Source organism: Rugamonas sp. DEMB1 (assembly GCF_029834475.1).
GTDB lineage: Bacteria > Pseudomonadota > Gammaproteobacteria > Burkholderiales > Burkholderiaceae_D > Rugamonas > Rugamonas rubra.
Window position 1 is genome coordinate 4,436,774 of sequence record NZ_CP122407.1, and the last position, 25,377, is coordinate 4,462,150.

The window sequence follows — 25,377 nt, forward strand, 5'->3', positions numbered from 1 at the left end:
TTGCTGCGTTGCTGCGTTGCTGCGTTGCTAAATTAATGCGTTGTTACGTCTCTGCGTTGCCGCGTTGTTGCGTTGCTGCTTGTAACGCGACGCGCTCACGGCCGCACCGCCTCGTGCAACTCGCGCCAGTTGGCCACCTCGCGCCAGCTCAGGCGGCCGGCCGGCATGGCCAGGCCGACGCTGCCGGCCTGGGCCAGCGGCGCGGCCTGCTCGGCACGAAAGCGGACAATGGCGACGGTCTTGCGCTGCGCGATTTGTCCGCTGGCGGCGCGCGCGCCATTGGCAACGGCCGTCTGCCTTAACAAGGGCGCGGTGGGCGCGTAGTCCGGCTGCGGCCGGCCGGTGGCGGCGGCCACGCCGTCGAGCACGTCGAGCGCGTAGCTGCGCGACAGCGCGGCGGCGCAGGGGTCGCGCGCCGGCAGCAGCGTGTCGAAGAACAATTGGCCGCCGGCCAGCACGGCGCTGGCCAAACTACGTTCGCCTGTTTCGGCCGAGCGGGGGAAGTCGATGTACCAACCCTTGCTGCCAGGCGCCAGCGGCGCGCCGGCGAACGCATAGCCGCCGCCCGCGCCGTTGCCGCCGCCGCCGGTGGAGATGGCGACGGCGACGCGCTCGCTCAGGTCGCGGCGGCCGGCCACCAGCTCGGCCGGCTGCGCCAGGCTGTCGATGATGCCGTACCAGGACTGCTGCGCATAGCGCGCCGGCAGGCGGTCGGCTTGTTCGATCAACCGGCCGGTGCCGAACAGCACCAAATAGCCGCCGCCGTTGGCGAACGCCAGCCGGGGCTGCTGGCTGATCGGTTGGCGCTCGCCGCCGGCGGCGCGCGCGACGAACAACGGCGCGCGGCCGGCGCCGGGGCCGACCGCACCGCTCCACGGCGCGCCGGCGGAGAAGTCGAAGCGCCACAGATTGCCCTGCAGATCGCCGGCATAGGCGTAGCGCAAGGCGCCGTCGGCGTCGGCCGCCAGCGCCGGCGGCCCCAGCGCGTTGGCCAGCGTGGGATCGGCGACCGGCGTGCCGAGCCGGTAGTAGTTGACGTTGCGCCGCCACGGCGTGCCGCGCGGCTTGTCCAGCGCCAGCAGGAACAAGGCGCCCTCGCCCGCCGCCGTGCGGTGGCCGTCGTCGACATAGTTGTTCAGGCCGCTGGCGACCACGGCGAAGTGGCGCAACTCGGCCACGCCCGACACCGTCCGCACGCGCAGCCTGGCGATCTGCGGCACACCGACCACGTTGCCCATCGCCGGGTCGTCGGCGTCGCCGAACTCCCACAACAGCGTGTCCGGCCCCAGCCGTTCGGGGTCGCTGACGTCGAGCGCGAACACACCCTGGCCGCCGCCGCCCAGGCCGGACACCAGCACGCTCTTCCACTGCCCGTCCAGCAGCGCCTCGCCGGCGCCGGCCGGCCCGTCGACGTAGGCGCGGTGCGCATAGCGCGGACTGCTCAGCTGGCCCAGCGCGGCGAACACGGCCTGCGGCACGTAGGCGTACAGCTCGACGCCGTCGGCCGCGTCGAAGGCGTGCAGCATGCCGTCGTTGGCGCCGAGGTAGAGCACGCCACGGCGCGCCAGGCTGCGCCGGTAGAACGCCTCGTAGCCGGCGCCGCGTCCGCCGGCCGAGGCCGCGCCCACATACACCGGCGTGGCGTGCAGCGAATCGCCCAGCACGCTGTCGCGCCGCCGGAAGGGGCCGCCCTCCAGCGCGCGGTCGCCGCGCAGGAAGGCCAGGCGTTGCTCGCCGAGGCCGTCGCTGCGGCGCGCGGCGGCGCTGCCCGCCGCCACGGCCGGCGCGGCGCCAAGGGCGGCGCCCGCCAACGTCGTTTGGCTCTGCGACGTTCCTTGGTTCTGCGACGGCGCCAGGTTCAACGCCGCGCGCTGGCCGGGAGACAACTCCGCCCACTCGAAGGGAACGGAATCGAGCGTGCCGTCCGCCCGCGCGACGGCGCTGTGGATGTTGCGCCGCGCCGGTTCCGGCCGCGCCGGCTGGCCAGGCGCGCCGGTGAGGATCTCGCCCGCGTCCCACTTCGGCGGCCCGGCCACCGCGCCGCCGGCGTCGAGCGTCAAGCCGTAGCGCAGCACGTGCCCGCTCCAGTCGGCCGGCTGGAAATCGGCCTGGAAGATGTCGCCGCCGACCGACGGCGGCGCCACCGCCGCGCCGTGCAGGCGCGCTGGCGCGGCGGGGCCGGCGAGCGCGCAGCCGACCGTCAACGGCTCGGCGGCAATCGCCAACGGGGGCGGCGCGGCCAAGCCACGGGGCGGCGCCAACGCCAGCCACAGCAACGCCGCCAATGATATGTACGCCACCATGTCCGCTCCTCAGTCCGGCTTGCGATACACGCTTTGCAGCACCACCTCGGTGCCGGGCCGCGCGCCGAAGCCGATCGCCGTCACGCGGTAGACATAGGCCGGCGCCGCCCCCACCTCCTCGCCCGGCCGGTGGTAGGGCAGACGCTCGATCACATAGCGCGGCCGCTTGAACGGCAGCGCGCCCTCGCCGGTGCGCATGTTGGCGCCGGTGAAGCTGCCGTACTCGACCGAGCGCGCGCCGGCCGCGTCGCCGGCCAGGTCGACACGCTGCCAAGCCGGCGCCGCCGGGTCTTCGGCCCGGCCGCACAGGCCCAGGTTGTCGATCCGCCCGTCGCCGCAGCCGTCGTCGAAGCCGAGCGCGCTGCCGGCCAGGAACAACACGCTGCGCGCCGCGAACAGGCCGCTGTCGATATCTCGCTCCGCATCCATCAAGCCCTCCTCCGCCGCCTCAAATGCGATCTGTCGATCGCGATCCCCGCGCGCCGCCGTCTCCCCCTGCAAGGCCAGGCGCGCCGCCGACGCGCCCACCAACACCACCGCGATCAGCATCAACACGGTGACCAGCAGGGCCACGCCGCGCTGCCGCCAACGCGCCGGCCGCATGCTAGCCGCCACCGTTGCGCAGGAACAGCGTGGCGGAGAACTGCTGGCGCGCCCGCTGGCGCAGCGCCGGCGCCAGGTCCGCCTCGTTCACGCGCACGCCGCTGTCGCCGCCGTGGGCGTCGCTGTAGTCGCGGCCGAACAGGTCGTAGCTGGCCGGCGGCTGCTCGGGCCGCGAGCCCACCTCGCCGTGCAGCAGCAAAGCGATCTTGACGCTGCGCACCCGCTTCCACCAGGTCTTGCGCAGCCGGTCGCGCGCCCGCTCGGCGGCGTTGGCGCCGACCAGCGCCAGCGCGTCGTCGAGCGCCTCGAGCGCCGTCGCGTTGACGTAGACATTCGGCGCGCCGTCGGCCGGCGTGTCGCTGTCGATGCCGTACAGCACCTGGAACGAGTCGACGCCGCGCACGATGGCGTCGGCGCCCCAGCCGTTGGCGCCGCGGTATTTGCAGCGCAGCTCGGCCTCGCCGTCGCTGCCGACGGCGACATAGAAAATGCTCCAGCCGCGCCCTGCCGGCGACGCCGGCGCGGCGACGCCGAAGCCGGCGCAGTTGAGCACCGAGCCGTCGCCGTTGCCGCCCGCGCCGGAGCCGCTGTAGCGCAGCGCCAGCACGTCGCTGCCGTTGACGGCGCCGGGCAGCGGCGCCTCGATGCCCTCGGCGCCCCGGCTCAGCGCGCGCGCGTCCAGGCCGGCCACGCCGGCGTCGAGCTCGGCGACCAAGGCCGCCGGCGCCGTCGCGCCGTCCCAGTTCACGTAGCCGGCCTGGCGCACCGCCTGGCCGACGATGTCGAGCGCGTAGCGGCCGCCGTCCTGCAGGCGCATGCTCTCGCCGTGGTTCAGGTAGTTGCCGTTGGCGCCCACCAGCAGGGCGCTGGCCACCAACACCACCAGCATGCCGATCGCCAAGGACACCATGATCTCCACCAGCGTCAGCCCGCGCTGGAGCGACGGCAACGGCGACGGCGACGGCCATGGCGCGCTCACGGCGCCGCCCCCACGGCCAGCGCCACGCCGGGCGCGAACTGGCCGTCCTCGTCGCGCAGCGCGCTGCCGTCCGGGTTCTTGTGCTGCCAGCCGATCTTGATGACCAGCGGCGCGTCGGCGCCGCCGTCGCACTGCCAGCGCAGCCGGCCGCCCTGCCAGACGGCGCGGTCGCGGCAGACCACGGCGCGCCCGCCCGGCAAGCCCTGGCGCACCAGCGACTTCAACTGGTAAAGGTCGAACCAGGCCAGCTCGGCGCTGTCGCAGCGCGCGCCGGCGCCGAAGCACAGCGCCGCCGGCGGCGCCGGGTTCGGCTCGGCCAGCGCGTCGTAACGCAAGGAAAGGTAGGGATTGGCGCCGTCGGCCAGGCGCATCTGCGCGGGATTGGCGCGCATCTGCTCGGCCAGGCCGGTGGCCAATTGCATCGCCCGCGACAACAGGGCCGACTGGTGGCGCGTGCGCAGCGCCGTCAACTGCATGGCGGCGCCACCGAGCACGCCGAGCGCCAGCAACATGATGGCGAGCAGCACTTCGAGCATGGCGAAACCGGCGGCACGGGAGCGCATCGCACACCTCCACATCTCAGCAGGGACTGAGAACGACCTTAACAGTGTGCGACGGTGGGGGTATGCGGTGCGTCAAGCGCGCGCGGCGCGCCGACGGGATGGCGGGAAAATGTGAGGCCTCGGCTGCGGCCGGGTTCGCCTCAGGGCTTGCGCGGCTTGCGCTCCTGGCCCACTTCGGCGATGGCGTCCTGGAACTCGGCCAGATCCTCGAAATTCTTGTAGACGGAGGCGAAGCGGATGTAGGCGACGTTGTCGAGCCGCTTGAGCTCCTGCATCACCAGCTCGCCGATGTAGCCGGAATCGACCTCGCGCTTGCCGCTGGTGAGCAACTTCTCTTCGATCGACTGGATCGCCGTGTCGACGGAGGCGGCCGCAACGGGACGCTTGCGCAAGGCCAGCATCAGACTGCCGCGCAACTTAGCCGCAGCGTACTCGGTACGGCTGCCGTTCTTTTTGACCACGAACGGCATCACAAGTTCGATCCGCTCGTAGGTGGTAAATCGTTTATCGCATTTGCCGCAACGCCGGCGCCGGCGGATGGCGTCGCCCTCCTCCGATACGCGGGTATCGACTAACCTGGGTTTCCTCATGCTGACAGAACGGACATTTCATCTTGGCGGGCTACTACGTGCATTGAACATCTGAAACAGGCGCCGGCCGAGGCCGGCGCCCTACTACCGGACGGCGCAGCTTAGGCGGCGTAGACCGGGTACTTGTCGGCCAGCACCTTGACGGCCGCTTTGACGCGTTCGATGGTGGCGGCGTCGTGCGGGTTGTCCAGCACGTCGGCGATCAGGTTGCCCACCTCTTCGGCCTCGGCCTCCTTGAAACCGCGCGTCGTCATCGCCGGGCTGCCCAGGCGGATGCCCGAGGTGACGAAGGGTTTCTGCGGGTCGTTCGGGATGCCGTTCTTGTTGGTGGTGATGTGGGCCGAACCGAGGATCGCCTCGGCTTCCTTGCCGGTCAGGTTCTTGGCGCGCAGATCGACCAGCATCACGTGCGACTCGGTGCCGCCGGAGACGATGCGCAGGCCGCGCTTGATCAGGGTCTTGGCCAGCACGTCGGCGTTGATCACCACTTGTTGCTGGTAGGCCTTGAACTCAGGCTGCAGCGCCTCCTTCGAAGGCGACCGCCTTGCCGGCGATCACGTGCATCAGCGGACCGCCCTGGATGCCGGGGAAGATCGCCGAGTTGATGATCTTCTCGAACTCGGCCTTCATCAGGATGATGCCGCCGCGCGGGCCGCGCAGCGACTTGTGCGTGGTCGAGGTGACGAAGTCGGCGTGCGGCACCGGGTTCGGGTACAGGCCGGCGGCGATCAGGCCGGCGTAGTGGGCCATGTCGACCATGAAGTAGGCGCCGACGGCCTTGGCCACGGCGGCGAAGCGTTCGAAGTCGATCTTTTTCGAGAACGCCGAGGCGCCGGCGATGATCAGCTTGGGCTTGTGTTCCTTGGCCAGCGCTTCCATGGCGACGTAGTCGATGTCTTCCGCCTCGGTCAGACCGTAGGAGACGACGTTGAACCACTTGCCGGACATGTTGAGCGGCATGCCGTGGGTCAGGTGGCCGCCTTCGGCCAGCGACATGCCCATGATGGTGTCGCCCGGTTTCAGCACGGCGAAGAACACGCCCTGGTTGGCCTGCGAACCCGAGTTCGGCTGCACGTTGGCCGCCTCGGCGCCGAACAGTTGCTTGACACGGTCGATCGCCAGTTGCTCGACGACGTCGACGTACTCGCAGCCGCCGTAGTAGCGCTTGCCCGGGTAGCCTTCGGCGTATTTGTTGGTCAGCTGCGAACCCTGCGCTTCCATCACGGCCGGCGAGGTGTAGTTCTCCGACGCGATCAGCTCGATGTGGTCGTGCTGGCGGGTGTTTTCCTTCTGGATGGCGCCGAACAATTCCGGGTCGACATTGGCGAGGGTGTGATCTTTTGCGAACATGAAAAAACTCCAATCGATATGAGTACAACTTGTTGCTGGCAGGTTGGATCGAATGAGGGAAGCCGATAGCGGAAAGGCAGCCTCTTCGTGCAATTCCATCGGTGGCTGCCCAGGCGAACGGCTATTGAAATCTCACGTTCCCCGGTGGATGTCCACCTTTCGCCAGGCGCCGGCTCCCGCACCAAAATGGGGAGCCACCTAGCTTTTCGCCAGTTACGTGAGACGTAATGGAAGCCAAATTGTAAGGTAAGTGCTTGTTTTGAGCAAGGAAACTGCCGGCCGGGAGGCGCCCGCCCCGTCCCGCAAGCGGCCGGCCAATCCCCCCGGCCGCGCCGCCGCGACGCGCGGCGCCATCCATTCAGAAAGGGAATTACTCCAGGCGAGGCAACAATGCTGCCGTCAAACGGTAAATATCCATATTCGATATTATTTCTATGCAGAAACTAATTTCATGATAAGATTTCCATTAGGAAATACTCAAAACGACAAGAACCGGCCACAAGCCGCATGGATAGGCGATACAAGCCTCCGCAGAGGCGGCCAGCAAGCCGCGCGCCGGCCGAATGGTTCAAGAAGCGAGGGGCCGTGATTGAAATGCATTTCGAATATATTTATTGCAAGCACAGAGACTGTCATGCAACTCAATAGATATTATCGCAATTAATGAATTAATAAAAAAATAATTTTATTGAAGGATATAGTTTGCTGCGTTCCTCGTTCTCTCAGGCCACCCTGGCGCTGACCCTACTCACCGCCGCCGGCGGCACGCTGGCCGCTTCCGCCACCGCCAGCGCACCCCAGCTCGACAGCCGACATGTCGACAGCAAGCAGCCGCCCGCCCGGCGGCCGGACCTGGTCCTGGCCCAGATCGACGGGCCGGCGGCGCGACCGCGCCAGCCGGGCGCCGACGCGCCAGCAACACCGCTGGCCAAGGTGCCGGCCCTTGAAAGCCAGCCCTCCGCCTGGCTGATCCTGTTGCTCGGCGCCATGGTCATCGTCCTGCGCTGGGCCGCCCAGGTGCGCAGCCGCCCCTTCGAATAGGCATCCAGCGGCCCCCGCCCGCCGCTTTCGGCTACAATTTTGTGCATCGTCCCCACCACGCACAAGGATTCCACATGATCGTCTTCATCACCGGCGCCAGCGCCGGCTTCGGCGCCGCCATGGCCCGCACCTTCGCCGGCCACGGCCATAAGGTCGTCATCAGCGGCCGCCGCGCCGAGCGCCTGCGGGCGCTGGCCGCCGAACTGGGCGAGGCGGCCCACGCCGTCGAGCTCGACGTCACCGACAAGGCGGCCATCCGCGCCGCCCTCGACGCCCTGCCGGCCGGCTGGCGCGACATCGACGTGCTGGTCAACAACGCCGGCCTGGCGCTGGGCACCGCGCCCGCCCACGAGGCCTCGCAGGACGACTGGGACACCATGATCGCCACCAACTGCACCGGCCTGGTGACGATGACCCGCGCCGTGCTGCCGGCCATGGTGGCGCGCGGCAGCGGCACGGTGATCAACATCGGCTCGACCGCCGGCAGCTATCCCTACCCGGGCGGCAACGTCTACGGCGCCACCAAGGCCTTCGTCGAACAGTTCACGCTGAACCTGCGCGCCGACCTGGTCGGCACCGGCGTGCGCGCCACCAACCTGGCGCCCGGCTTGTGCGGCGGCACCGAGTTCTCCAACGTGCGCTTCAAGGGCGACGACGAGGCCGCCGCCAAGGTCTACGAGGGCACCACCCCGCTGACCGCCGAGGACATCGCCAACACCGCCTACTGGATCGCCACCCTGCCGCCCCACATCAACATCAACAACATCGAGATCATGCCGACCTGCCAAGGTTTCTCGCCGTTCACCATCAAGCGCGTCTAGCCCGCACCGGCGCCGGCGGCGAGCGCCAACCGGCGCGAACCGGCCGCCATCGCCCGCGCAAGCGCCGCCAACGCCGCCAACGCCGTCATTCGCGGCGCCGCCGGCAAACATTTCAGCTATGAAGCAAAACGTAAGCGGTTGTTACAATGCTTGGCAATTTGCCTGTCATCGGCTTTACTGCTCGGGCTACAACTTTAAGCGCCATTCTTGAAGAAAACACGGAATTTTCGGCATTTGCGGGAATTTAGCCGTCGAAGCTTCAATGATTATGACAAACTGGCGTAAAATGTTGCTCAATCTCATTAGTAGTGAATCAATCATGTCTGCAGAGTTCACCTGGAACGTCCGTGTCTACTATGAAGACACCGACGCCGGCGGTATTGTCTATTATGCAAATTATCTGAAATTCTTCGAACGCGCCCGCACCGAGTGGCTGCGCGCGATCGACGTCGGCCAGCACGCCCTGCTGCGGGAGCACGACGCCATGTTCGTCGTCAAAAACGTCAGCGCCGACTATCACGCGCCGGCCCGGCTCGATGATGTACTAAAATTAACGCTGACAATCGAAAAACTGGGCCGCGCCTCCATCCTGTTCGTGCAACAAGCCTGGTGCGGCGATGTCCTGCTCAACACGGCGCGCGTCAAGGTCGGCTGCGTCGACTCGGCGCTGCGCCCGCGCGCGGTTCCGCCTGCGGTGGCGGCCAAAATGGCCGGCGTCGCCGCCGGCTGAGCCGCCACCACACACCATAAGCACACCTGACTGATATCCAATGAACGTCACCCAAGACCTGTCCTTCCTGTCCCTCATCACCAACGCCCACCTGATCGTCCAGCTGATCATGGCGCTGCTGCTCGGCATTTCGCTGACCAGCTGGACCTATATCTTCCGCAAGATGTACGCGGTGCGCGCGGCGCGCCGCCAGACCATCGAGTTCGAGAAGAACTTCTGGGCCGGCGGCAACCTGCACGCGCTGCACCAGAGCGCCGGCAAGGACCGCGCCCACAACGGCGCGCTGGCCCGCATCTTCGAGGCCGGCATGGGCGAGTTCATCAAGGGCAAGGCCTCCTACGGCAGCCGCGACGCGCTCGACGTCGGCGCCGTGCTCGACGGCGCCCGCCGCGCCATGCGCGCCGCCTTCCAGCGCGAGATGGACGTGCTCGAAGCGCACCTGGCCTTCCTCGCCTCGGTCGGCTCGGTGTCGCCCTACATCGGCCTGCTCGGCACCGTCTGGGGCATCATGAACGCCTTCCGCGGCCTGGCCAACGTGCAGCAGGCCACCCTGGCCGCCGTCGCGCCCGGCATCGCCGAGGCGCTGATCGCCACCGCCATCGGCCTGTTCGCCGCCATCCCCGCCGTGGTCGCCTACAACCGTTTCGCCCACGACATCGACCGCCTGGCGATCCGCTTCGAGAGCTTCGTCGAGGAATTCTCCAACATCCTGCAACGCCAGTCGCGTTAATGAGGCACTGAGACCATGGCATCCTCCTTTTCCAGCAGCATGCGCGGCGGCCGCGGCCGCAAGTTCAAGTCCGAGATCAACGTCGTGCCCTACATCGACGTGATGCTGGTGCTGCTGATCATCTTCATGGTCATGCCCTCGTCCAACAACCCGAGCGTGGTCGACCTGCCCAACGCCGAGAAGACCACCCGACCGCCCGACGACTACATCCAGATCGTGCTCAAGCCGAACGGCGCGCTGTCGATCGGCGTGCAGGGCAAGGAACAGGAGGCGCCGGAGACGGCGCCCAACCGCGACGCCCTGCTGCGCAAGCTGCGCGTGCTGCACGAGGGCCATCCCGAGTACCCGGTGCTGATCGCCGGCGACAAGGAAAGCAAGTACGACGACGTGATCCAACTGATCTCCGAGTCGAAGAAGATGGGCATCAACCGGGTTGGCCTGGCCACCAAGTAAGGCGATAGAACCAGTGCAGACGATGAATCCCGCGACCACAGGCGGCCCCTACAAGGTGCCGCGCGAACACGACGGCTGGCGCGCCATTGCGCTGGCCACGGCCATGCACGCCGGTCTGGTGTTCTTCCTGTGGGTCGGCGTGCATTGGCAGAGCAACGAGCCGGTCGCCGTCGAGGCCGAGGTGTGGGACATGAAGGTGCAGAGCGCCGCCCCGCCGGCGCCGCCGGCGCCCGAGGCGCAGCCGGAACCCGAGCCGGAGCCGACCCCGGCCGTCAAGCCGCCGCCGGTCGCCCCGCCGGTGGAAACGCCGCCGACGCCGAAGGAGCCGGACATCGCGCTCGAGCGCCAGAAGGCCAAGTTGAAGGCGATGAAGGAAAAGCAGGAAGAACTGAAGCAGGAGCGCCTGAAGCAGGAGGCCGAGGACAAGCTGGCCAAAGTTAAGGCCAAGGAGTTGGCCGACAAGAAGGCCGCCGAGCAAAAGCTCAAGGATGAAAAGCTGAAGAAGGAACAGGCCGAGAAAGACAAGAAGGAACAGGCCGAGAAGGACAAGAAGGCGGCCGACAAGCTGGCCAAGACCAAGGCCGACAAGGCGTCCGACAAGGCCGTCGAGAAGGCGCGCGCCGCCGAAATGAGCCGCCTGACCGGCGCGGTCGGCGCCGGCACCAGCGGCACGGCGGCCAAGTCGACCGGCCCACGCTCGGACGACAGTTACAAGGCGGCCATCGTTGGCAAGATCAAGGGTAACCTGGTCTACAGCAGCACCGATGACACGCTGAGCGCGGTCTTCAAGATTACCCAATTGCCCACCGGCGAAGTGCTTTCGGTGCGCAAGACGAAAAGCAGCGGCGTGGCCGCTTATGATAGCGCGATAGAAAATGCGATCTTCAAATCCTCACCGCTGCCGAAGAAGAAGGACGGCACGGTCGAACGCGAATTTGAGGCCGTCTTCAACCTAAAGGATTTGCATTAATGGCTACCATGAACAAACTGAACCACTACATCATCTACGCCGGCCTGGCGATCGCCGCCAGCAGCGCCCAGGCGCAGATGCGCATCGAAATCTCCGGCGTGGGCAGCAACCAGATCCCCGTCGCGGTCGCCGCCTTCGCCGACGAGTCCGTCGCCCCGGCGCAGATCTCGGCCATCATCAAGGCCGACCTGGAACGCAGCGGCGCCTTCAAGATCATCGACGCCGGCACCATCAGCGACGTCAACAACATCGACTACGGCGCCTGGAAGTCGCGCGGCGCCGACGCCCTGGTGGTCGGCAGCGTGCAGGCACTGGCCGACGGCCGCTACGACGTGCGCTACAAGCTGCTCGACACCATCAAGGCCGGCAAGCTGTCCCAGCTCGACCAGTCGCTGGCGCCGCAGTTCACCCGCCTGTCGGCCCACCGCATCGCCGACGACATCTACCTCAAGCTGACCGGCGTGCGCGGCGCCTTCTCCACCCGCATCGCCTACGTCACCCAGGAGGGCCGCAGCTACCGCCTCGAGGTGGCCGACGCCGACGGCGAGGGCGTGCAGGTGGCGTTGCGCTCGAACGAGCCGATCATCTCGCCGTCCTGGTCGCCCGACGGCACCAAGGTCGCCTACGTCTCCTTCGAGCAGAAGAAGCCGGTGGTCTACGTGCAGAACCTGATCACCCGCGCCCGCACCGTGGTGGCCAACGAGAAGGGCTCGAACTCGGCGCCGTCGTGGGCGCCGGACGGCAGCAAGCTGGCCGTCTCCCTGTCCAAGGACGGCCACACCCAGGTCTACACCGTCAACGCCGACGGCAGCGGCCTGCGCCGCGCCAGCAACAGCAACGGCATCGACACCGAGCCGCAATGGTCGGCCGACGGCCAGAGCATCTACTTCACCAGCGACCGCAGCGGCGGCCCGCAGATCTACCGCATGAACGCCGGCGGCGGCGACGCCAAGCGCGTCACCTTCGGCGGCAGCTACAACATCAGCCCGCGCATCAGCTCGGACGGCAAGACCCTGGCCTTCATTTCGCGCCGCGACGGCGGCGCCTTCCAATTGTTCGTGCTCGACCTGGCCAGCGGCCAGGAGCAGCGCCTGTCCGACACCACCAGCGACGAGTCGCCCAGTTTTTCGCCGAACGGCAAGTACATTTTGTACGCCACCGAGTCGGGCCGCCGCAAATCGCTGGCCGTGGTGTCGGTCGATGGCCGCGTCAAACAACGCCTGACCACCCAGGCGGGCAATATCAAGGAGCCCACCTGGGGTCCCTTTCATGCAGTAACCTTTTTAGTCCACAACCAGGAGAGTCAACATGCGTAAAGTAAGCAGCTTAGCCTTCATCATCACCACCGCCGCCGTTCTGTCGGCTTGCAGCACCCCAGTCAAACTGGCCGAGCCAGCACCAGTGGTCGAGCGCGCCCCGGAAAAAACCGCACCAGTGGCCGACACCCGCACCGTCGCCCCGGTCGAAACCAAATCGATCGATCCACTGGACGATCCAAAAGGCGTGCTGGCCAACCGCAGCGTCTACTTCGACTTCGACAAGTACGTCGTGCGTGAAGACGGCAAGCCAGTGGTCGAGAACCACTCGCAATACCTGAGCAAAAACAAAGCCCGCTCGATCCTGATCCAAGGCAACACCGACGAACGCGGCGGCGCCGAGTACAACCTGGCCCTGGGCCAGAAACGTGCCGAAGCCGTGCGCAAGGCGATGACCACCCTGGGCGTGCCGGAATCGCAAGTCGAAGCCGTCTCGCTGGGCAAAGAAAAACCAAAAGCCAGCGGCAGCAACGAAGAAGCATGGGCGCAAAACCGTCGTGCCGACATCGTCTACAAGTAATTTGATCTTCCCACTTGCCGGCTCACAGGCATAATACGGGGCGACATGCGGATCAGACCGCGTGTCGCCCCGTTTCCATTGCCCGATCCGTTTTGAAAGCGCCCGACATGATGACATTCTCCAAATCCGGCCTGGCCGCCGCCGCGCTGGCCGCACTGAGCTGCCTGCCGCTGCACGCCTCGGCCGCCCTGTTCGACGACGACGAGGCCCGCAAGGCCATCCTCGACCTGCGCGCCAAGGTCGACGTCATGGCCCGCGACGTCAACAGCCGCATCGACACCAAGGCCGACAAGTCGGCCACGCTGGACCTGCTGAACCAGAACGAAACCACGCTGACCGAGATCGCCAAGCTGCGCGGCCAACTCGAGGTGCTGGCCAACGAACTGGCCAACGCGCAGAAGCGCCAGAAGGACTTCTACGTCGACCTCGACACCCGCCTGCGCAAGCTCGAACCGCGCCAGATCACCATCGACGGCAAGGCCGCCGAGGTCGACCCGTCCGAGCAGAAGAACTACGACGCCGCGCTGGGCCTGTTCAAGGCCGGCGACTACAAGACCGCCGCCACCGCGCTGCAGGACTTCGTGCGCCAGTTCCCCGCCTCCGGCTACGCCGCCAACGCGCAGTACTGGCTGGGCAACGCCTACTACGCCCAGCGCGACTGCAAGAGCGCCATCGCCGCGCAGCAACTGGTGATCAAGAACTACCCGGACAGCCCGAAGGCCGCCGACGCCATGCTCAACATCGCCAGCTGCCAAACCGAGTTGAAGGACAAGGCCGCCAAGAAGACGCTGCAGGAGCTCATCAAGCAATACCCCGACTCCAGCGCCGCCGCCACCGCCAAGGAGCGCCTGGGCGTCAAATAAGGCCGCCACGGACCGCCGCCGCGCGTGCCTTGGTGCCGCGCGCGGCGCGGCCGCCGCGGCGTTGCTGCGCCGGGGTCAATAAATTCCGCCGAGCATTTGACAGTTCCGGTCATTACCCCCTATAATCTCGCTTCTTCGGGGGTCGTTAGCTCAGCTGGTAGAGCAGCGGACTTTTAATCCGTTGGTCGCAGGTTCGAATCCCGCACGGCCTACCACCGAATTCAGCAGTGAATAGAACGGCAGATCACCGCCTTCTTAGTAGTACAGCGCAATACCTTGGGTCGTTAGCTCAGCTGGTAGAGCAGCGGACTTTTAATCCGTTGGTCGCAGGTTCGAATCCCGCACGGCCTACCAAGATACATCAGAAAAGCCAACCCTCGGGTTGGCTTTTCTGTTTCCAGTGATCCCACGAAAGCATCGCCATGACCTACGAAGAATTCCTTGACGAGGTAACCACCCTCCTCGCCGAAATGTACGACCTCGACGATGCCGCCGCGATCAAGCTGGTGGTGGACGCGCAAGCCGCCGATTTCTTTGTCGCCCACGACGACAAGGAAGAGATGCGCACCGTCGAGCAAGCCAAGCTGGACGCCGCCACGCTCTTCCAGGCCAAGCAGAACAAGGTGCAAACCCAGCGCAAACAGCAACAGCGCCAGACCCAAAAGAAAAAGACGCCTTGATCGTCGGCGCCGCGCTTGCGGAACACGCGGGGAAACCAGGCGGCGCTGCGGGCTGTCAATCCCTAGGCCGCAGCTTCGACTCCCGCGCGGCCCACCAGGACACATTAGAAAAGCCAAGCGTTCGCGCTTGGCTTTTTTGTCGGTGAGATAGTGTTCTGATCCTGCCCGGCCCATGCTAAAGTTGGCAATTCCACAGCAAAAATCCAGCACATGCAGACCCTACCAGCCCGGATGCAATACCTACGCAACGCCGAAGCATTTTGCTCCTTCGCCTTGCCTGCCATCTTCTGCTTCGACTGGCAGAGGTCTGGCGATCCTATCGCCTGGGGGATGCGGGGACCGGTGCTCGTGCTGGTCAGCTACATCCTACTGCAGGGCGTACTGTACTGGCATCTCAAGTTGCAATCGGTCGTGCGACGCCAGCCATTGCCGGCGTATTTCCGGCCGCTTTACCGCTTCTTTAAGCATTCGAACTTTCTGATCATCGCCGCAGCGGCTGCGTTGATTGCCGCGATGAGCAGCGCCACAGCACCGACTGCGGACCTGACATGGTCGTATGGTTTGCTGGCGTTCGCCGTGCTGGAGCAAATCAACTACTACCATTATCAATTGATGTACGACACGCGCGCCGCCTTCGCCTACCTGCGCCGCAACGGCCGCCTGCGCAAGGCGGCGCTCGGACTGGACCTGAAGCGACAGAAGGCAGGGTAAGGGATACTTCACTTCGCTTTGCTCGGCAGCCAGAGGAACCTGAGGGTACGGTCGAGCTCAGAAATGGACCGGACGTCGACGCCAAAACGATGTGAAAAAACATCTCGCGCCATGTCTGACGTCCAGCCTCAGCCATCGGACGTTGCTCACTTCCTGGACGGCCCGATCCACGGATTCGAACTCCGTGGCTCCGCCTCCGCGAGCTGAGAAGCAACGCCATTTGTGATGCCGGTCAATGAACCTGGTCGGCCGGCGCGATGCAATCCATCTGCCGTATAATCGCCCAATCATGAGTGAAAACCCATCCCCGATCGAGTCCGAGTTCGCGACGGCTGAAGAAGCCGAAGCCTACGACCGTTGGTTTCGGGCGAAAGTTCAAATGTCGCTTGACGATCAACGCCCCACCGCCTCCCACGAGGAAGTGATGGCTGTCCTCCAGAAGCTGATCGAAACGAAGCGCGACACCAATGCTTGTCCATCCAAACTACCTTGTCGTGTACCGTGTTGACGCGACTGCGATAGAAATTCTTTCCATCATCCATACACGCCAACAGTATCCCTGATCTGTTCCAGCAACGATGAATCGGCGGCAGCGTAGCGGCTGGCGCTCTTGCAGGTTTGGCGTGCGGCCCTGGCGCATCGGTATGTGTGACAATAGCTGCGTTTGTCGGCGGCGCTCTGGCGGCCTTCGGCGCTGGCTGTATTTGGTAGAGCAAGCTCGTGAGATTACTTTCGACCTCAGAATTCACCGCACGGCTGGCGTCGCCCTATACGGATGCGAAGCTGGCGGCTTCCGAACTGCTGCTGGACGGCAAGCCCACCGGGCTGATCGTGACCGGAGCGGTGCTGGAAGCGGCCTTGGAATGGCAAGGCTGTCGCATCGCCTTCTTCACCGATGACATTCCGTTCGAAGACATGCTGCGGATTTATATGTTCGACGCCGACATGAGCTTGGTCGATGCCGCTGTGCTCGGCGCGATGTATTCCACCGGCACATTTGCCGAACTGACCCTGCAGCCACCGAACGCGCTGACGTTTCGCTTCTTCGGCGGCACAGTCTGGCGCATGGTGCTGCTCGCCGAGCAGGAATTTGCCCTTCCCTTCCTCTCCGATCCCAGCGGCGTGCGTCGGGAGTTCAAATTCTTTAGGCATTTCCGGATTGAAGGCAAGCCGCAGCCTGACGGAGCGCGGGACATTTCAGGTCAGGCCGAAACGACCACACTGAGGCAGACAGCTACCGCGCTACCGCACCGGGCCTCGCGCAAACGCTTTTCAAAAAATGGTACAACTCGTTCCTGATGAACGGCTGACAGTAGATAGCAATGCTCGTGGCCAGCTGTCGTCAAACTCAGTGACTCCTCAGCAGCGCAAGTTACCCTTCAATGGGAGCTGAGCCACTCCTTCAGCGCGTCGTTCATGCGCGTCTGCCAGCCAGCGCCGGTCGACTTGAACGCCGCCAGTACCTCGGCGTCAAACCGGATAGTCGTGCTGATCTTGGTCCCGCTCCCCGCAGGCCTGCCGCGCCGTTTTCCCGCCTCCGCTTGCGCCTCGTCGCGTGACACAATTTTGTCGCCTATCCGCCAAACACCCCTCTCAAAAAATTCGTCTGTCAGTTCCGGCGCATCATCCGGATCAACCCAAATCTTGGGCGAATTTTGCGATTTCACGTTCATTTGCTTTCCTCATGCTGATGATTCTGCGCGCTTGACCACGCCGCGTCCAAACGACGACGACGACCCGCCCATCGAGATAGCCAACGGTCACACGGCGGTGCTCGCCATAGTCCAGGCGCCTGACGTCCGACGTTACGGTAACTCCTTCAAATACTTCCCTGGCACGAACAAATTCCAAGCCCCGTTCAGCAAGCGTCTTTTCACGTTTGGCGGGATCGAAGGTGAGCCTCATGGAATTAGTGTAGTAACAAATAATTAAACCCGCCAGAATTATTTGTAGTACCGAGTCGTCTACTTGACGATGTCGAGCGCTGGCCGAAGCTGTATAGTTCGGACAACTCATCATTACTTCCTGCGCCTTGAAAAAATCCATCACTGCTCTCTTCGCCGCGTCGCTGACCTGCTTGGCATCCGCCGCCGACGCACCGAGCTCACCGCTGCCCCCGCCCCCAATCGCCCCGCTGCCAGCCAGCGACCTCAGCGCGCCGGCGCTGGTGACATGGAGCGACCGCAGCCTCGACAACGTCAAACTGTTTGCCGCCAACGGTCGGCCGTCCGCCGTCGGCGAGCTCTGCTCTCGTTATCGCCACGGCCGGGGAGCGCCAAAGGATAGCGCGGCGGCACTGCTGTGGTGCGGCAAGGGCGCGGAGCTGGAGCGGACCAGCGCGCAGGTGGCGCTTGCCGAACTGTATTTCGACGGCATAGGCGTCAAGCAGGACCGCCAAGCCGCGCTGCGCTGGTATTCGGCGGCGGCCGACACGGGCAGCGACGAGGAGGCGCAGTACATGCTGTACACCATGTACGAAGGCGGCCTGGCCGTGGCAAGAGATCATCAGAAGGCGCTGGCCTACCTCGCGCAGGCGGCCAATGCCGGCCATGAGCGCGCCATCGCCAAATCGAAGGAGCTGAACGCCGCCTGGAAACCGGACGCTGAGCGCCCGCCCGAGGAATCGATTGCGCCGACCGAGGCCTTGCCGGCGCAGCGCTTCAGGGCCAGGACCGGCTACTACTATGAGGCGCATTTCCGCTTCGACCAAAGCAAGCGGCGCAGCTTCGAGCTGACGCTGGACAATCCCGGCCAGCATGAACAATGGGCGCCGATGCTCTCCGTCTGCCTGACGGCCGAAGCGCCGAGCGACGCCGCCTGCCTGATGTTCGCCCGCAATATGCCCGGCGACGCTCGACTGTACGCGTCAAGCAGCACGCTCGCCAGCGACAATCGCTCCCGCAGCGACGAAGAAGAGTTGGACGAAACCTTCAACGTCGGGGACAAGATACGCCTGGAGGTGTTCGTGAAGGGAGCACAGGTCCACTTCCTGATCAACGGCACGCAGGAGTTGGTGCAGGACATGGCGTTCAAGCCGGAGCTACTGCAACTCACTTGCTCCACCGCCGATTGCAACATCAAGTTTGAATTGGGCGCACAAGCGGCGCAAAACGAAGCGTCCGGCAATCCAACAAGGCCGCCGCCACCTCGCTGAGTCCTCCCGGCGGCCGCGCCGGAGCGCTACGAGCTCGGCAGCAACCATGCCCGAAGATAGGCCAGATAGCGCTCCCGCAGCGGCAGCGTATTGTTGAGCGCGCAGAACCTGAGGGCGACGACCTGCATCGACAGCGCCTCGAAGCCCTCGATCAAAATCTCCGGCGCCACATCGGTGCGAAACCATCCGCAGGGCAACCACTTGCCGACGATTTGCCCGAGCCGGCCGAAGGTCATGGCGATCGGGCCGATCTCCTCGATCGCGGCGGCGCCGGAACGGCGCAGAATCACGTCGAAGACGTAGCGCTCCGCCGCCATGAACTCCAACAGCGGCAGCATGGCGTCGGCGAGCTGCGGCACATCCTGCGGCGCCGGCAGCGCGTCGAGCCGATCCAGGAAGAGGTTGATACGCTCGCCGACCAGCTGGTCCATGAGCGTGTCCTTGTCCGCGAAATGGGCGAAGAAAGTCCCCTTGGCCACGCCGGCGCGCTGCACCAACTCCTCGACGCGCAGCGCCTGGTAGCCGCCGGCGGACACCAACTCGCGCGCCGCCGCCATCAGGCGCACGCGCGTTTCGATCGTTCTTTGCTGCAAAGCCTTTTTCATCGCCCCACTATCGCATAAAAAATGACCAAGGTCAAAATAACCATTGACCGCAGCCGTCCTTTGCTGGAATATGACCATGGTCAATTTTTAGGAGATAGCGACAGTGAAACGCATTTACGTTCTGAACGGACACCCCGCCGAAAAATCCCTCTCCCGCACCTTCGCCGAGACCTACGCGCTGGCCGCCCGTGGCGCCGGCCACGAGGTGCGTCTGACCCACTTGCACGACCTGACCTTCGACAGCGATTTCGGCTTTGCCGGCTATACCCAGTTGAAGCCGCTGGAACCCGACCTTGAGCAAGTGTTGGCGGACATGGCGTGGAGCGAACACTTCGTCCTTGCCACGCCGATGTGGTGGGGCGGCCTGCCGGCCAAGCTCAAGGGGCTGATCGACCGCGCCTTCCTGCCGGGGCGCGCCTTCGACACGCACAACATGAAGTTCGGCCTGCCCGCGCCACTGCTAGCCGGGCGCAGCGCGCGCGTCATCCTGACCTCCGACACGCCGGGCTGGTTCATGCGGCTGGCCTACAAGAACGCCCTGCTGTGGCAACTGCGCCGACAAATCCTCGGCTTTGTCGGCTTCAAACCCACGCGCTTCACCCATTTTTCGATGGCCAGCCATGTCGAGCCCGCAGCGCTCGGGCGGTGGACGGAACAGGTCGGAAAGATCGGCGCGAGCGCCGGCTGAAGCCGCCCTAGCGGCCGGCCAGGCGGAACACGCCGACCACCTGCGACAACCTGGCCGCCTGCTGCTGCATGCTCTCGGCGGCGGCGGCGGCCTGCTCGACCAGCGCTGCGTTCTGCTGGGTCACCGCATCCATTTGCGTGATCGCCTGGTTGACCTGGGCGATGCCGGTGCTCTGCTCGTGGCTGGCCACGCTGATCTCGCCCATGATGGCGCTAACGCGGCGCACGCTGGCCACCACCTCGTCCATGGTGCCGCCGGCCTCGGCCACCAGCTTGTTGCCGGCGGCGACGGTCTCGACCGAGGCGCCGATCAAGGCCTTGATCTCGTGCGCGGCGGCGGCGCTGCGCTGGGCCAGGTTGCGCACCTCGCTGGCGACGACGGCGAAGCCACGGCCCTGCTCGCCGGCGCGCGCCGCCTCGACGGCGGCGTTCAACGCCAAAATATTCGTCTGGAAGGCGATGCCGTCGATCACCCCGATGATGTCGACGATCTTCCTCGACGAGCCGTCGATCGAGGCCATCGTCTCGACCACCCGCGCCACCACCGCGCCGCCCTGGGCGGCGACGGCGCAGGCCGAGGCCGCCAACTGGTTGGCCTGCACGGCGTTCTCGGCGTTCTGCTTGACGGTGCTGGTCAGCTGCTCCATCGAGGCCGCCGTCTCCTCCAGCGCGCTGGCCTGCTGCTCGGTGCGCGCCGACAGGTCGGCGTTGCCGGCCGCGATCTGGCTCGACGCGGTGGCGATCGTGTCGGTGCCGCTGCGCACCTCGTCGACGATCTTGGCCAGCTCGTCGCGCATGGCGCGGATGCCGTGCAACATGCTCGAGGTGTCGCCGCCCTTGATGTCGATGGCGGCGCCCAGGTCGCCCTCGGCGATGCGGCGCGTCACGCCCGAAGTGTAGCCGGGCTCGCCGCCGAGTTGGCGCAGCAGGCCGCAGGTGATCACCACGCCGATCACCAACAGCAGGCAGGCCAGGCCCAGCGCGCCGAGCGAGAACTTGACGCCGCGCTCGAACAAGGTGGCGTTGACCGTGTCGATGTACACGCCGGAGCCGATGATCCAGCCCCAGGGCGCGAAGCCCTTGACATACGACACCTTCTCGACCGGCGTCGCGCTGCCCGGCTTGGGCCAACTGTAGGCCACCGAGCCGGCGCCGTGCGCCTGGACGGTCTTGACGAACTCGACGAACAGGTATTTCCCCTGCGGGCCTTCTTCGCCGACAGGTGCCTGTTTGTCCAGCGCCGGCTGGATCGGATGCATGACCATCACCGGCGCCATGTCGGTGATGAAGAAATACTCGTTGCCGGAGTAGCGCAGCCCGCGTATCGCGTCCATCGCCTTCTTTTGCGCCTCCGGCCGGGAGAGCAGGCCGCCGCTGGCCTGCTTCTCGTAGTCGACCAGCAGGCCGTGGGCCGTTTCCACCGCCTGCCGCACACTGCTCTCGCGCTCGGCCAGGATCAGCGCCCGCTCCGACCAGAGGAACAGGGCCGTCATCAGGACGATGCCGAGCAGCGCGCTGGCGATCAGAATGGAAAGTTTCCTGGCGATGCTCATCGACCGAAGAGTGCTGTTGTTCATCATGTTATCCATATCGGTGGGGGCAAGGCGGCGAAGACTTCCCTGGGGGACATCAATGTATCACGGCCGACGGACCAGGAATGCCACTCGGGGGCCGGTTCCGCCGCCCGGCGCCAATCATGCATCCTAAATGACACATATTCCACCCCGGTTCCCGCCGCGCGATGGGGCGGCTAGCAAGACAGTATCGAAAAATACACAAAACAACGAAATTACACTTGTGGCAAGTTGTCAATTCTGAAATACTCCGATTGAGCCCGATTAATTGCCATATTCATAAGAATGATCTTGGATACGGCAATTCTGTTCAGCGGGACAGGGAGAGTACGTAGTTCTTTTTAATAATTTCAAAACCTTAAAGGACACCGCATGAGACTGAGACCTTCCGCAAATCCGTCGACCATCGCCAGCCCCACCCGGGCCGGCGCCCTGCTGCGCCGCTCCGGCGCGGGCGGGATGTTGACCCTGTGTGTGGCGTTGGCCTGGGGCTTCGCCAGCCCGGCCGCCGTGGCCGCCCAGGGCAAGGTCAGTCCCGTGCAAGCGCAAGCCAGCGGCGCCTTCTGGCAGGACGTCGCCGACGCGCCGTCCCGCCGCGGCGCCGCCAGCGCCGTCACCGCCGTCAACCCGCGCAGCTTCCACGGCGCCACCTTGGACCGCGCCGGCCTGGCCGCGCTGGCCGCCGGCGCGCCGCTCGAACGCAGCGCCGCCGCCGCCGTCAGCCAGTTGACCATCTCCCTGCCCCACCCCGACGGCGGCTACCAGCGCTTCGCCATCGTCGAGTCGCCGGTGATGGAGGCCGGCCTGGCCGCCAAGCATCCCGAGATCAAAACCTTCGCCGGCAAGGGCATCGACGACCCCAGCGCCAGCCTGCGCATGGACCTGACCCCGCTCGGCCTGCACGCCTCGATCCGCTCGCCGCAGGGCGCCTGGTACGTCGACCCCTACATCCACCTGGACGACAGCCTGTACGCCAGCTACCACGCGCGCGATTTGCCGAACCCGCACGGCGCGCTGCGCGAGGGCCTGGTCAAGGAACCGCAGGTGGTGCTGGCGCGCAGCTTCTACCACGCCGGCGACGCCCTCGAAGTGCGCGCCATCGGCTTCGCGCCCGGCGCCTCGGTCAGCATCAGCGTGCGCAACCCGGACAGCGACGGCGGCGCGCGCCAAAGCGTGGTGGCCCAGGCCGACCAGAACGGCATCGTCTCGGCCACGCTGCAGGCCGATCCGTCGCGCAACAGCGGCGCCTACGAGGTCACCGCCTCCGACGGCAGCAACAGCAGCAGCGCCTCCTACCACGTGGTGGCCGACGAGGCCGCCACCAACGCCGCCAGCGGCACCCAGCTGCGCACCTACCGGCTGGCGCTGCTGACCGACCCGTCCTACGCCAGCTACTTCGGCGGCGCGGCCAACGTGACGGCGGCCAAGGTGTCGCTGATCAACCGCGTCACCCAGGTCTACGAGGACGAGACCTCGATCCGCCTGATGCTGATCAACAACAACGACGCCCTCAACCTGGACACGGCCGCGCAGATGACCGGCAGCAACGGCCCCTGCGGCGGCGCGGCCTGCTTCACCGCCAGCCAGGCGACCGGCTGCGGCAGCGCCACGCTGAGCCGCAACCGCGTGGTGGTCGGCCTGCTGGCCGGCGCCAGCAACTACGACATCGGCCACATCGCGCTCGGCCTCAACGGCGGCGGCATCGCCAGCCTGGGCGTGGTCGGCGCCGGCTCGAAGGCGCAGGGTTGCACCGGCGTGCCCACCCCGGTCGGCGACTACTACGCGGTCGACTACGTGGCGCACGAGATGGGCCACCAGTTCGCCGCCAACCACACCTTCAACGGCGTCACCTCCAGCTGCAGCGGCGGCAACCGCAACCCCGCCACCTCGGTCGAGCCGGGCAGCGGCTCGTCGATCATGGCCTACGCCGGCATCTGCGGCGGCGACAACCTGCAGCCGCACAGCGACGCCTACTGGTCGCAGCGCAGCTTCGACGAGATCGTCGCCTACACCTCCTCGGCCGAGAGCAACATCAACGAGGTGCAGATGGCCGCGCTGACCGGCTTCGCCAACAACGGCCAGCAGTTCCAGCTGCGCTACAACGGCGCCAACTCGGCGCCCATCGTGCGCGGCGGCAACTTCACCACCAGCGGCGTCAAGGCGGCCATCCAGGGCATCGCCGGCTGGCCGGTCGGCGCCACCGTCAGCGTCAGCGCGCTGAGCGACAACGCCTTCACCGTCACCTTCGGCGGCGCCCTGGCGGCCAACAACGTCGCCGCGCTGCAACTGGTGAACTGCTCGGCCGGCTGCAGCGGCTACGTCGGCGAGATCGCCGCCGGCGGCCAGACCAGCCGCCGTGGCGCCGTCAGCGCCAGCGGCAACGCCGCGCCGCTGGTCAGCGCGCCGGCCGGCCACACCATCCCCGTGCGCACGCCGTTCGCCCTGAGCGGCAGCGCCATCGACGCCGACGGCGACGCCTTGAGCTACATGTGGGAGCAGAACGACGCCGGCGCCGGCAGCGGCACCGGCCTGCTCAGCAACAGCAAGCTCAACGGCCCGCTGTTCCGCCAGTTCGGCGTGCGCGCCGTGGTCAGCGAGGACGACGCCATCCAATATGGTTCGCCCGGCCAGAACCACGCCAGCACCAATCCGACCCGGTTCTTCCCCGACCTGGCGCAGATCCTGGCCAACAACACCAACGCCGAAACCGGCGCCTGCCCGACGCCGGCCGCCACGCCGACCCCGGCCAACATCGAGTGCTACTCGGAGTTCCTGCCGACGGCCGGCTATGTCGGCGCGGCCGGCGGCAACGCCAACCCGGCCGCGCTGAACTTCCGCCTGACGGCGCGCGACGGCCGGGGCGGCGTCAACAGCGCCGCCACCACGCTGGTGCTGGCGCCCAACGCCGGCCCCTTCCTGGTCAGCTGGCCCAACAGCGCGGTGGCGCTCGAGGCCGGCTCGACGCAGACGGTGAGCTGGGCGGTGGCCAACACCAACGTCGCGCCGGTCGGCGCCACGGACGTGAAGATCAGCCTGTCGACCGACGGCGGCGCCAGCTTCCCGCACGTGCTGGCGGCCAGCACGCCCAACAACGGCAGCAAGGCGGTGGTGCTGCCGCTGCTGGCCAGCGACAAGGCGCGCATCAAGGTCGAGGCGGTCGGCAACGTCTTCTTCGACCTCTCCAACGCCGACTTCAGCATCCGCCTGGCGGGCGACTTGAACGCCGACGGCGCCGTCAACTGCGCCGACCTGGCCATCGTCAAGGCGGCCATGGGCAAGCGCAGCGGCCAGCCGGGGTATGATGCGCGCGCCGACCTCAACCACGACGGCGTGGTCGACGTCCGCGACCTGAGCGCCGTGGCGCAGAAGGTCGCCGGCGCCAAGTCCTGCAACTAAAGCTCCAAGGCCGGCCGGCGCCAAGCGGCGCCGCGCCGGCCACTCACCCGATATGCACCGATACCAAAGCCCCGAGGGCAAGGAGAATTTTGTTATGAAGAGTTGGAAAACCCGCAAGACCCAGCTGGCCATCGCGCTGTTGCTGGCCGCCGCCGCCGGCCAGGCCGCAGCCGATGCCGTGCTGTCGGTACACGCGTCGAAGAACCCGGCGGTGCTGGGATCGACGGTCGAACTGGACGTGGCCATCGCCGACGTCGCCGACCTGTACGCCTACCAGTTCTCCTTGTCGTTCGACCCGACGCTGCTGCGCGCCACCGGCGCCAACATCGGCTCCTTCCTCCCCGGCAGCTTCAGCGACACCGGCTTAGTCGACAACACGCTGGGCCAGATCTCCTTCACCTACGCCACCCTGCTCGGCGCGCGTCCCGGCGTCAGCGGCGGCGGCCAGCTGGCCCACTTCAGCTTCAACGTGATCGGCATCGGCAGCGGCGCGCTGAATTTCTCCGACGTGCTGTTGCTCGACTCGAATCTGAACGAGCTGCCGGCGACGCTCCAGCCGATGTCGCTGCAAACGGTGGCGGCCGTGCCCGAACCGGAGGCCTACATGATGTTCGGCGTCGGCCTGGTCGGCCTGGCCGCGCTGCGCCGGCGCCAGCTCAAGCAGCCAGCCGCCTAAGCCCGCCCGAGATTCAAATGCCGCCGAGTTAAGGCACCGACGACCTCCAAACCACCCAAAGG

Annotated in this window: 26 protein-coding genes, 2 tRNA genes, 2 pseudogenes and 1 riboswitch; of the genes and pseudogenes, 20 read left to right on the plus strand and 10 right to left on the minus strand. The window is 66.2% G+C overall.

What is annotated here, in order from left to right:
- Positions 1-95: 95 nt before the first annotated feature.
- The 6 genes and pseudogenes from QC826_RS20445 to glyA form a co-directional block, all read right to left on the minus strand.
- Positions 96-2,303, minus strand: a complete 2,208-nt coding sequence (locus QC826_RS20445; protein WP_279762207.1) for a pilus assembly protein — start codon at positions 2,301-2,303, stop codon at positions 96-98.
- Between the two features lie 9 nt (positions 2,304-2,312).
- Complete coding sequence (locus QC826_RS20450; protein WP_279762208.1) at positions 2,313-2,906, minus strand: PilX N-terminal domain-containing pilus assembly protein; 594 nt, start codon at positions 2,904-2,906, stop codon at positions 2,313-2,315.
- 1 nt (position 2,907) lies between these two features.
- Positions 2,908-3,885, minus strand: coding sequence for a PilW family protein (locus QC826_RS20455; protein ID WP_279762209.1), 978 nt, complete (start codon positions 3,883-3,885; stop codon positions 2,908-2,910).
- Positions 3,882-4,448 (minus strand): type IV pilus modification protein PilV, encoded by a 567-nt coding sequence (gene pilV / locus QC826_RS20460; protein WP_279762210.1) that lies wholly within the window; start codon positions 4,446-4,448, stop codon positions 3,882-3,884. Before pilV ends, QC826_RS20455 begins: the two co-directional genes overlap by 4 nt.
- Before the next feature lie 140 nt (positions 4,449-4,588).
- Positions 4,589-5,060, minus strand: a pseudogene (nrdR, locus tag QC826_RS20465) (transcriptional regulator NrdR).
- Positions 5,061-5,139: 79 nt separating this feature from the next.
- Positions 5,140-6,388, minus strand: a pseudogene (gene glyA / locus QC826_RS20470) (serine hydroxymethyltransferase).
- A 100-nt stretch (positions 6,389-6,488) separates the two neighbouring features.
- Positions 6,489-6,615, minus strand: a riboswitch (ZMP/ZTP riboswitch).
- Positions 6,616-7,090: 475 nt separating this feature from the next.
- Here glyA and QC826_RS20475 point away from each other — a divergent pair.
- The 16 genes from QC826_RS20475 (at position 7,091) to QC826_RS20550 (ending at position 16,522) form a co-directional block, all read left to right on the plus strand.
- Positions 7,091-7,429 carry a hypothetical protein gene (locus QC826_RS20475; protein WP_279762211.1) on the plus strand — a complete coding sequence of 113 codons (339 nt, stop codon included), beginning with the start codon at positions 7,091-7,093 and terminating at the stop codon, positions 7,427-7,429.
- Positions 7,430-7,503: 74 nt separating this feature from the next.
- A complete protein-coding gene (locus tag QC826_RS20480; protein WP_279762212.1) occupies positions 7,504-8,250 on the plus strand; it encodes an SDR family NAD(P)-dependent oxidoreductase in 747 nt (248 codons plus the stop codon).
- Positions 8,251-8,536: 286 nt separating this feature from the next.
- The gene (gene ybgC, locus QC826_RS20485; RefSeq protein WP_409567678.1) at positions 8,537-8,980 is read left to right on the plus strand and encodes a tol-pal system-associated acyl-CoA thioesterase; all 444 of its coding nucleotides are present in this window, start codon (positions 8,537-8,539) and stop codon (positions 8,978-8,980) included.
- Positions 8,981-9,020: 40 nt separating this feature from the next.
- On the plus strand, positions 9,021-9,710 hold the full coding sequence (gene tolQ / locus QC826_RS20490) for a protein TolQ (protein WP_279762213.1): 690 nt from the start codon (positions 9,021-9,023) through the stop codon (positions 9,708-9,710).
- 15 nt (positions 9,711-9,725) lie between these two features.
- Positions 9,726-10,163, plus strand: coding sequence for an ExbD/TolR family protein (locus tag QC826_RS20495; protein WP_093390942.1), 438 nt, complete (start codon positions 9,726-9,728; stop codon positions 10,161-10,163).
- A gap of 22 nt (positions 10,164-10,185) precedes the next feature.
- Positions 10,186-11,133 (plus strand): cell envelope integrity protein TolA, encoded by a 948-nt coding sequence (gene tolA, locus QC826_RS20500; RefSeq protein WP_279762214.1) that lies wholly within the window; start codon positions 10,186-10,188, stop codon positions 11,131-11,133.
- Between the two features lie 8 nt (positions 11,134-11,141).
- Positions 11,142-12,449 carry a Tol-Pal system beta propeller repeat protein TolB gene (gene tolB, locus QC826_RS20505; protein ID WP_409567894.1) on the plus strand — a complete coding sequence of 436 codons (1,308 nt, stop codon included), beginning with the start codon at positions 11,142-11,144 and terminating at the stop codon, positions 12,447-12,449.
- On the plus strand, positions 12,442-12,969 hold the full coding sequence (gene pal, locus QC826_RS20510; protein WP_279762216.1) for a peptidoglycan-associated lipoprotein Pal: 528 nt from the start codon (positions 12,442-12,444) through the stop codon (positions 12,967-12,969). The genes tolB and pal overlap by 8 nt, the downstream gene beginning before the upstream one ends.
- A 107-nt stretch (positions 12,970-13,076) precedes the next feature.
- The gene (gene ybgF, locus QC826_RS20515) at positions 13,077-13,832 is read left to right on the plus strand and encodes a tol-pal system protein YbgF (protein WP_279762217.1); all 756 of its coding nucleotides are present in this window, start codon (positions 13,077-13,079) and stop codon (positions 13,830-13,832) included.
- Between the two features lie 139 nt (positions 13,833-13,971).
- Positions 13,972-14,047: transfer RNA gene (locus tag QC826_RS20520), tRNA-Lys, on the plus strand.
- A gap of 63 nt (positions 14,048-14,110) precedes the next feature.
- Positions 14,111-14,186: transfer RNA gene (locus QC826_RS20525), tRNA-Lys, on the plus strand.
- 68 nt (positions 14,187-14,254) lie between these two features.
- Complete coding sequence (locus QC826_RS20530) at positions 14,255-14,512, plus strand: hypothetical protein (RefSeq protein WP_093390933.1); 258 nt, start codon at positions 14,255-14,257, stop codon at positions 14,510-14,512.
- Between the two features lie 210 nt (positions 14,513-14,722).
- Positions 14,723-15,223 carry a hypothetical protein gene (locus QC826_RS20535; RefSeq protein WP_279762218.1) on the plus strand — a complete coding sequence of 167 codons (501 nt, stop codon included), beginning with the start codon at positions 14,723-14,725 and terminating at the stop codon, positions 15,221-15,223.
- A gap of 235 nt (positions 15,224-15,458) precedes the next feature.
- On the plus strand, positions 15,459-15,731 hold the full coding sequence (locus QC826_RS20540) for a stability determinant (RefSeq protein ID WP_313872752.1): 273 nt from the start codon (positions 15,459-15,461) through the stop codon (positions 15,729-15,731).
- On the plus strand, positions 15,691-15,786 hold the full coding sequence (locus QC826_RS20545; protein WP_279762219.1) for a type II toxin-antitoxin system RelE/ParE family toxin: 96 nt from the start codon (positions 15,691-15,693) through the stop codon (positions 15,784-15,786). Before QC826_RS20540 ends, QC826_RS20545 begins: the two co-directional genes overlap by 41 nt.
- Before the next feature lie 157 nt (positions 15,787-15,943).
- A complete protein-coding gene (locus QC826_RS20550; RefSeq protein ID WP_279762220.1) occupies positions 15,944-16,522 on the plus strand; it encodes a hypothetical protein in 579 nt (192 codons plus the stop codon).
- Positions 16,523-16,602: 80 nt separating this feature from the next.
- Here QC826_RS20550 and QC826_RS20555 read toward each other — a convergent pair whose 3' ends face one another.
- Together QC826_RS20555 and QC826_RS20560 are read right to left on the minus strand one after the other, a co-directional pair.
- On the minus strand, positions 16,603-16,896 hold the full coding sequence (locus tag QC826_RS20555; RefSeq protein WP_279762221.1) for a BrnA antitoxin family protein: 294 nt from the start codon (positions 16,894-16,896) through the stop codon (positions 16,603-16,605).
- Positions 16,856-17,269, minus strand: a complete 414-nt coding sequence (locus tag QC826_RS20560; protein WP_313872753.1) for a BrnT family toxin — start codon at positions 17,267-17,269, stop codon at positions 16,856-16,858. Before QC826_RS20560 ends, QC826_RS20555 begins: the two co-directional genes overlap by 41 nt.
- Between QC826_RS20560 and QC826_RS20565 the strand changes: the two genes are divergently transcribed.
- Entirely contained in the window at positions 17,256-18,377 is a 1,122-nt protein-coding gene (locus QC826_RS20565; RefSeq protein ID WP_279762222.1) for a tetratricopeptide repeat protein, read from the plus strand. The two genes, QC826_RS20560 and QC826_RS20565, sit on opposite strands and share 14 nt — an antisense overlap.
- A gap of 26 nt (positions 18,378-18,403) precedes the next feature.
- Here the strand turns inward: QC826_RS20565 and QC826_RS20570 are convergent, their stop codons facing one another.
- The gene (locus tag QC826_RS20570) at positions 18,404-19,060 is read right to left on the minus strand and encodes a TetR/AcrR family transcriptional regulator (RefSeq protein WP_279762223.1); all 657 of its coding nucleotides are present in this window, start codon (positions 19,058-19,060) and stop codon (positions 18,404-18,406) included.
- A 25-nt stretch (positions 19,061-19,085) separates the two neighbouring features.
- On the opposite strand from QC826_RS20570, the gene QC826_RS20575 reads away from it, so the two are divergent.
- Positions 19,086-19,670 carry an NAD(P)H-dependent oxidoreductase gene (locus QC826_RS20575; protein ID WP_279762224.1) on the plus strand — a complete coding sequence of 195 codons (585 nt, stop codon included), beginning with the start codon at positions 19,086-19,088 and terminating at the stop codon, positions 19,668-19,670.
- Positions 19,671-19,677: 7 nt separating this feature from the next.
- On the opposite strand, the gene QC826_RS20580 is transcribed toward QC826_RS20575, so the two are convergent.
- The gene (locus QC826_RS20580) at positions 19,678-21,249 is read right to left on the minus strand and encodes a methyl-accepting chemotaxis protein (RefSeq protein WP_313872754.1); all 1,572 of its coding nucleotides are present in this window, start codon (positions 21,247-21,249) and stop codon (positions 19,678-19,680) included.
- A 366-nt stretch (positions 21,250-21,615) separates the two neighbouring features.
- Between QC826_RS20580 and QC826_RS20585 the strand changes: the two genes are divergently transcribed.
- Together QC826_RS20585 and QC826_RS20590 are read left to right on the plus strand one after the other, a co-directional pair.
- On the plus strand, positions 21,616-24,639 hold the full coding sequence (locus QC826_RS20585; protein WP_279762225.1) for a M12 family metallo-peptidase: 3,024 nt from the start codon (positions 21,616-21,618) through the stop codon (positions 24,637-24,639).
- Positions 24,640-24,733: 94 nt separating this feature from the next.
- Complete coding sequence (locus QC826_RS20590; RefSeq protein ID WP_279762226.1) at positions 24,734-25,315, plus strand: cohesin domain-containing protein; 582 nt, start codon at positions 24,734-24,736, stop codon at positions 25,313-25,315.
- The last annotated feature ends 62 nt before the right edge of the window (positions 25,316-25,377 follow it).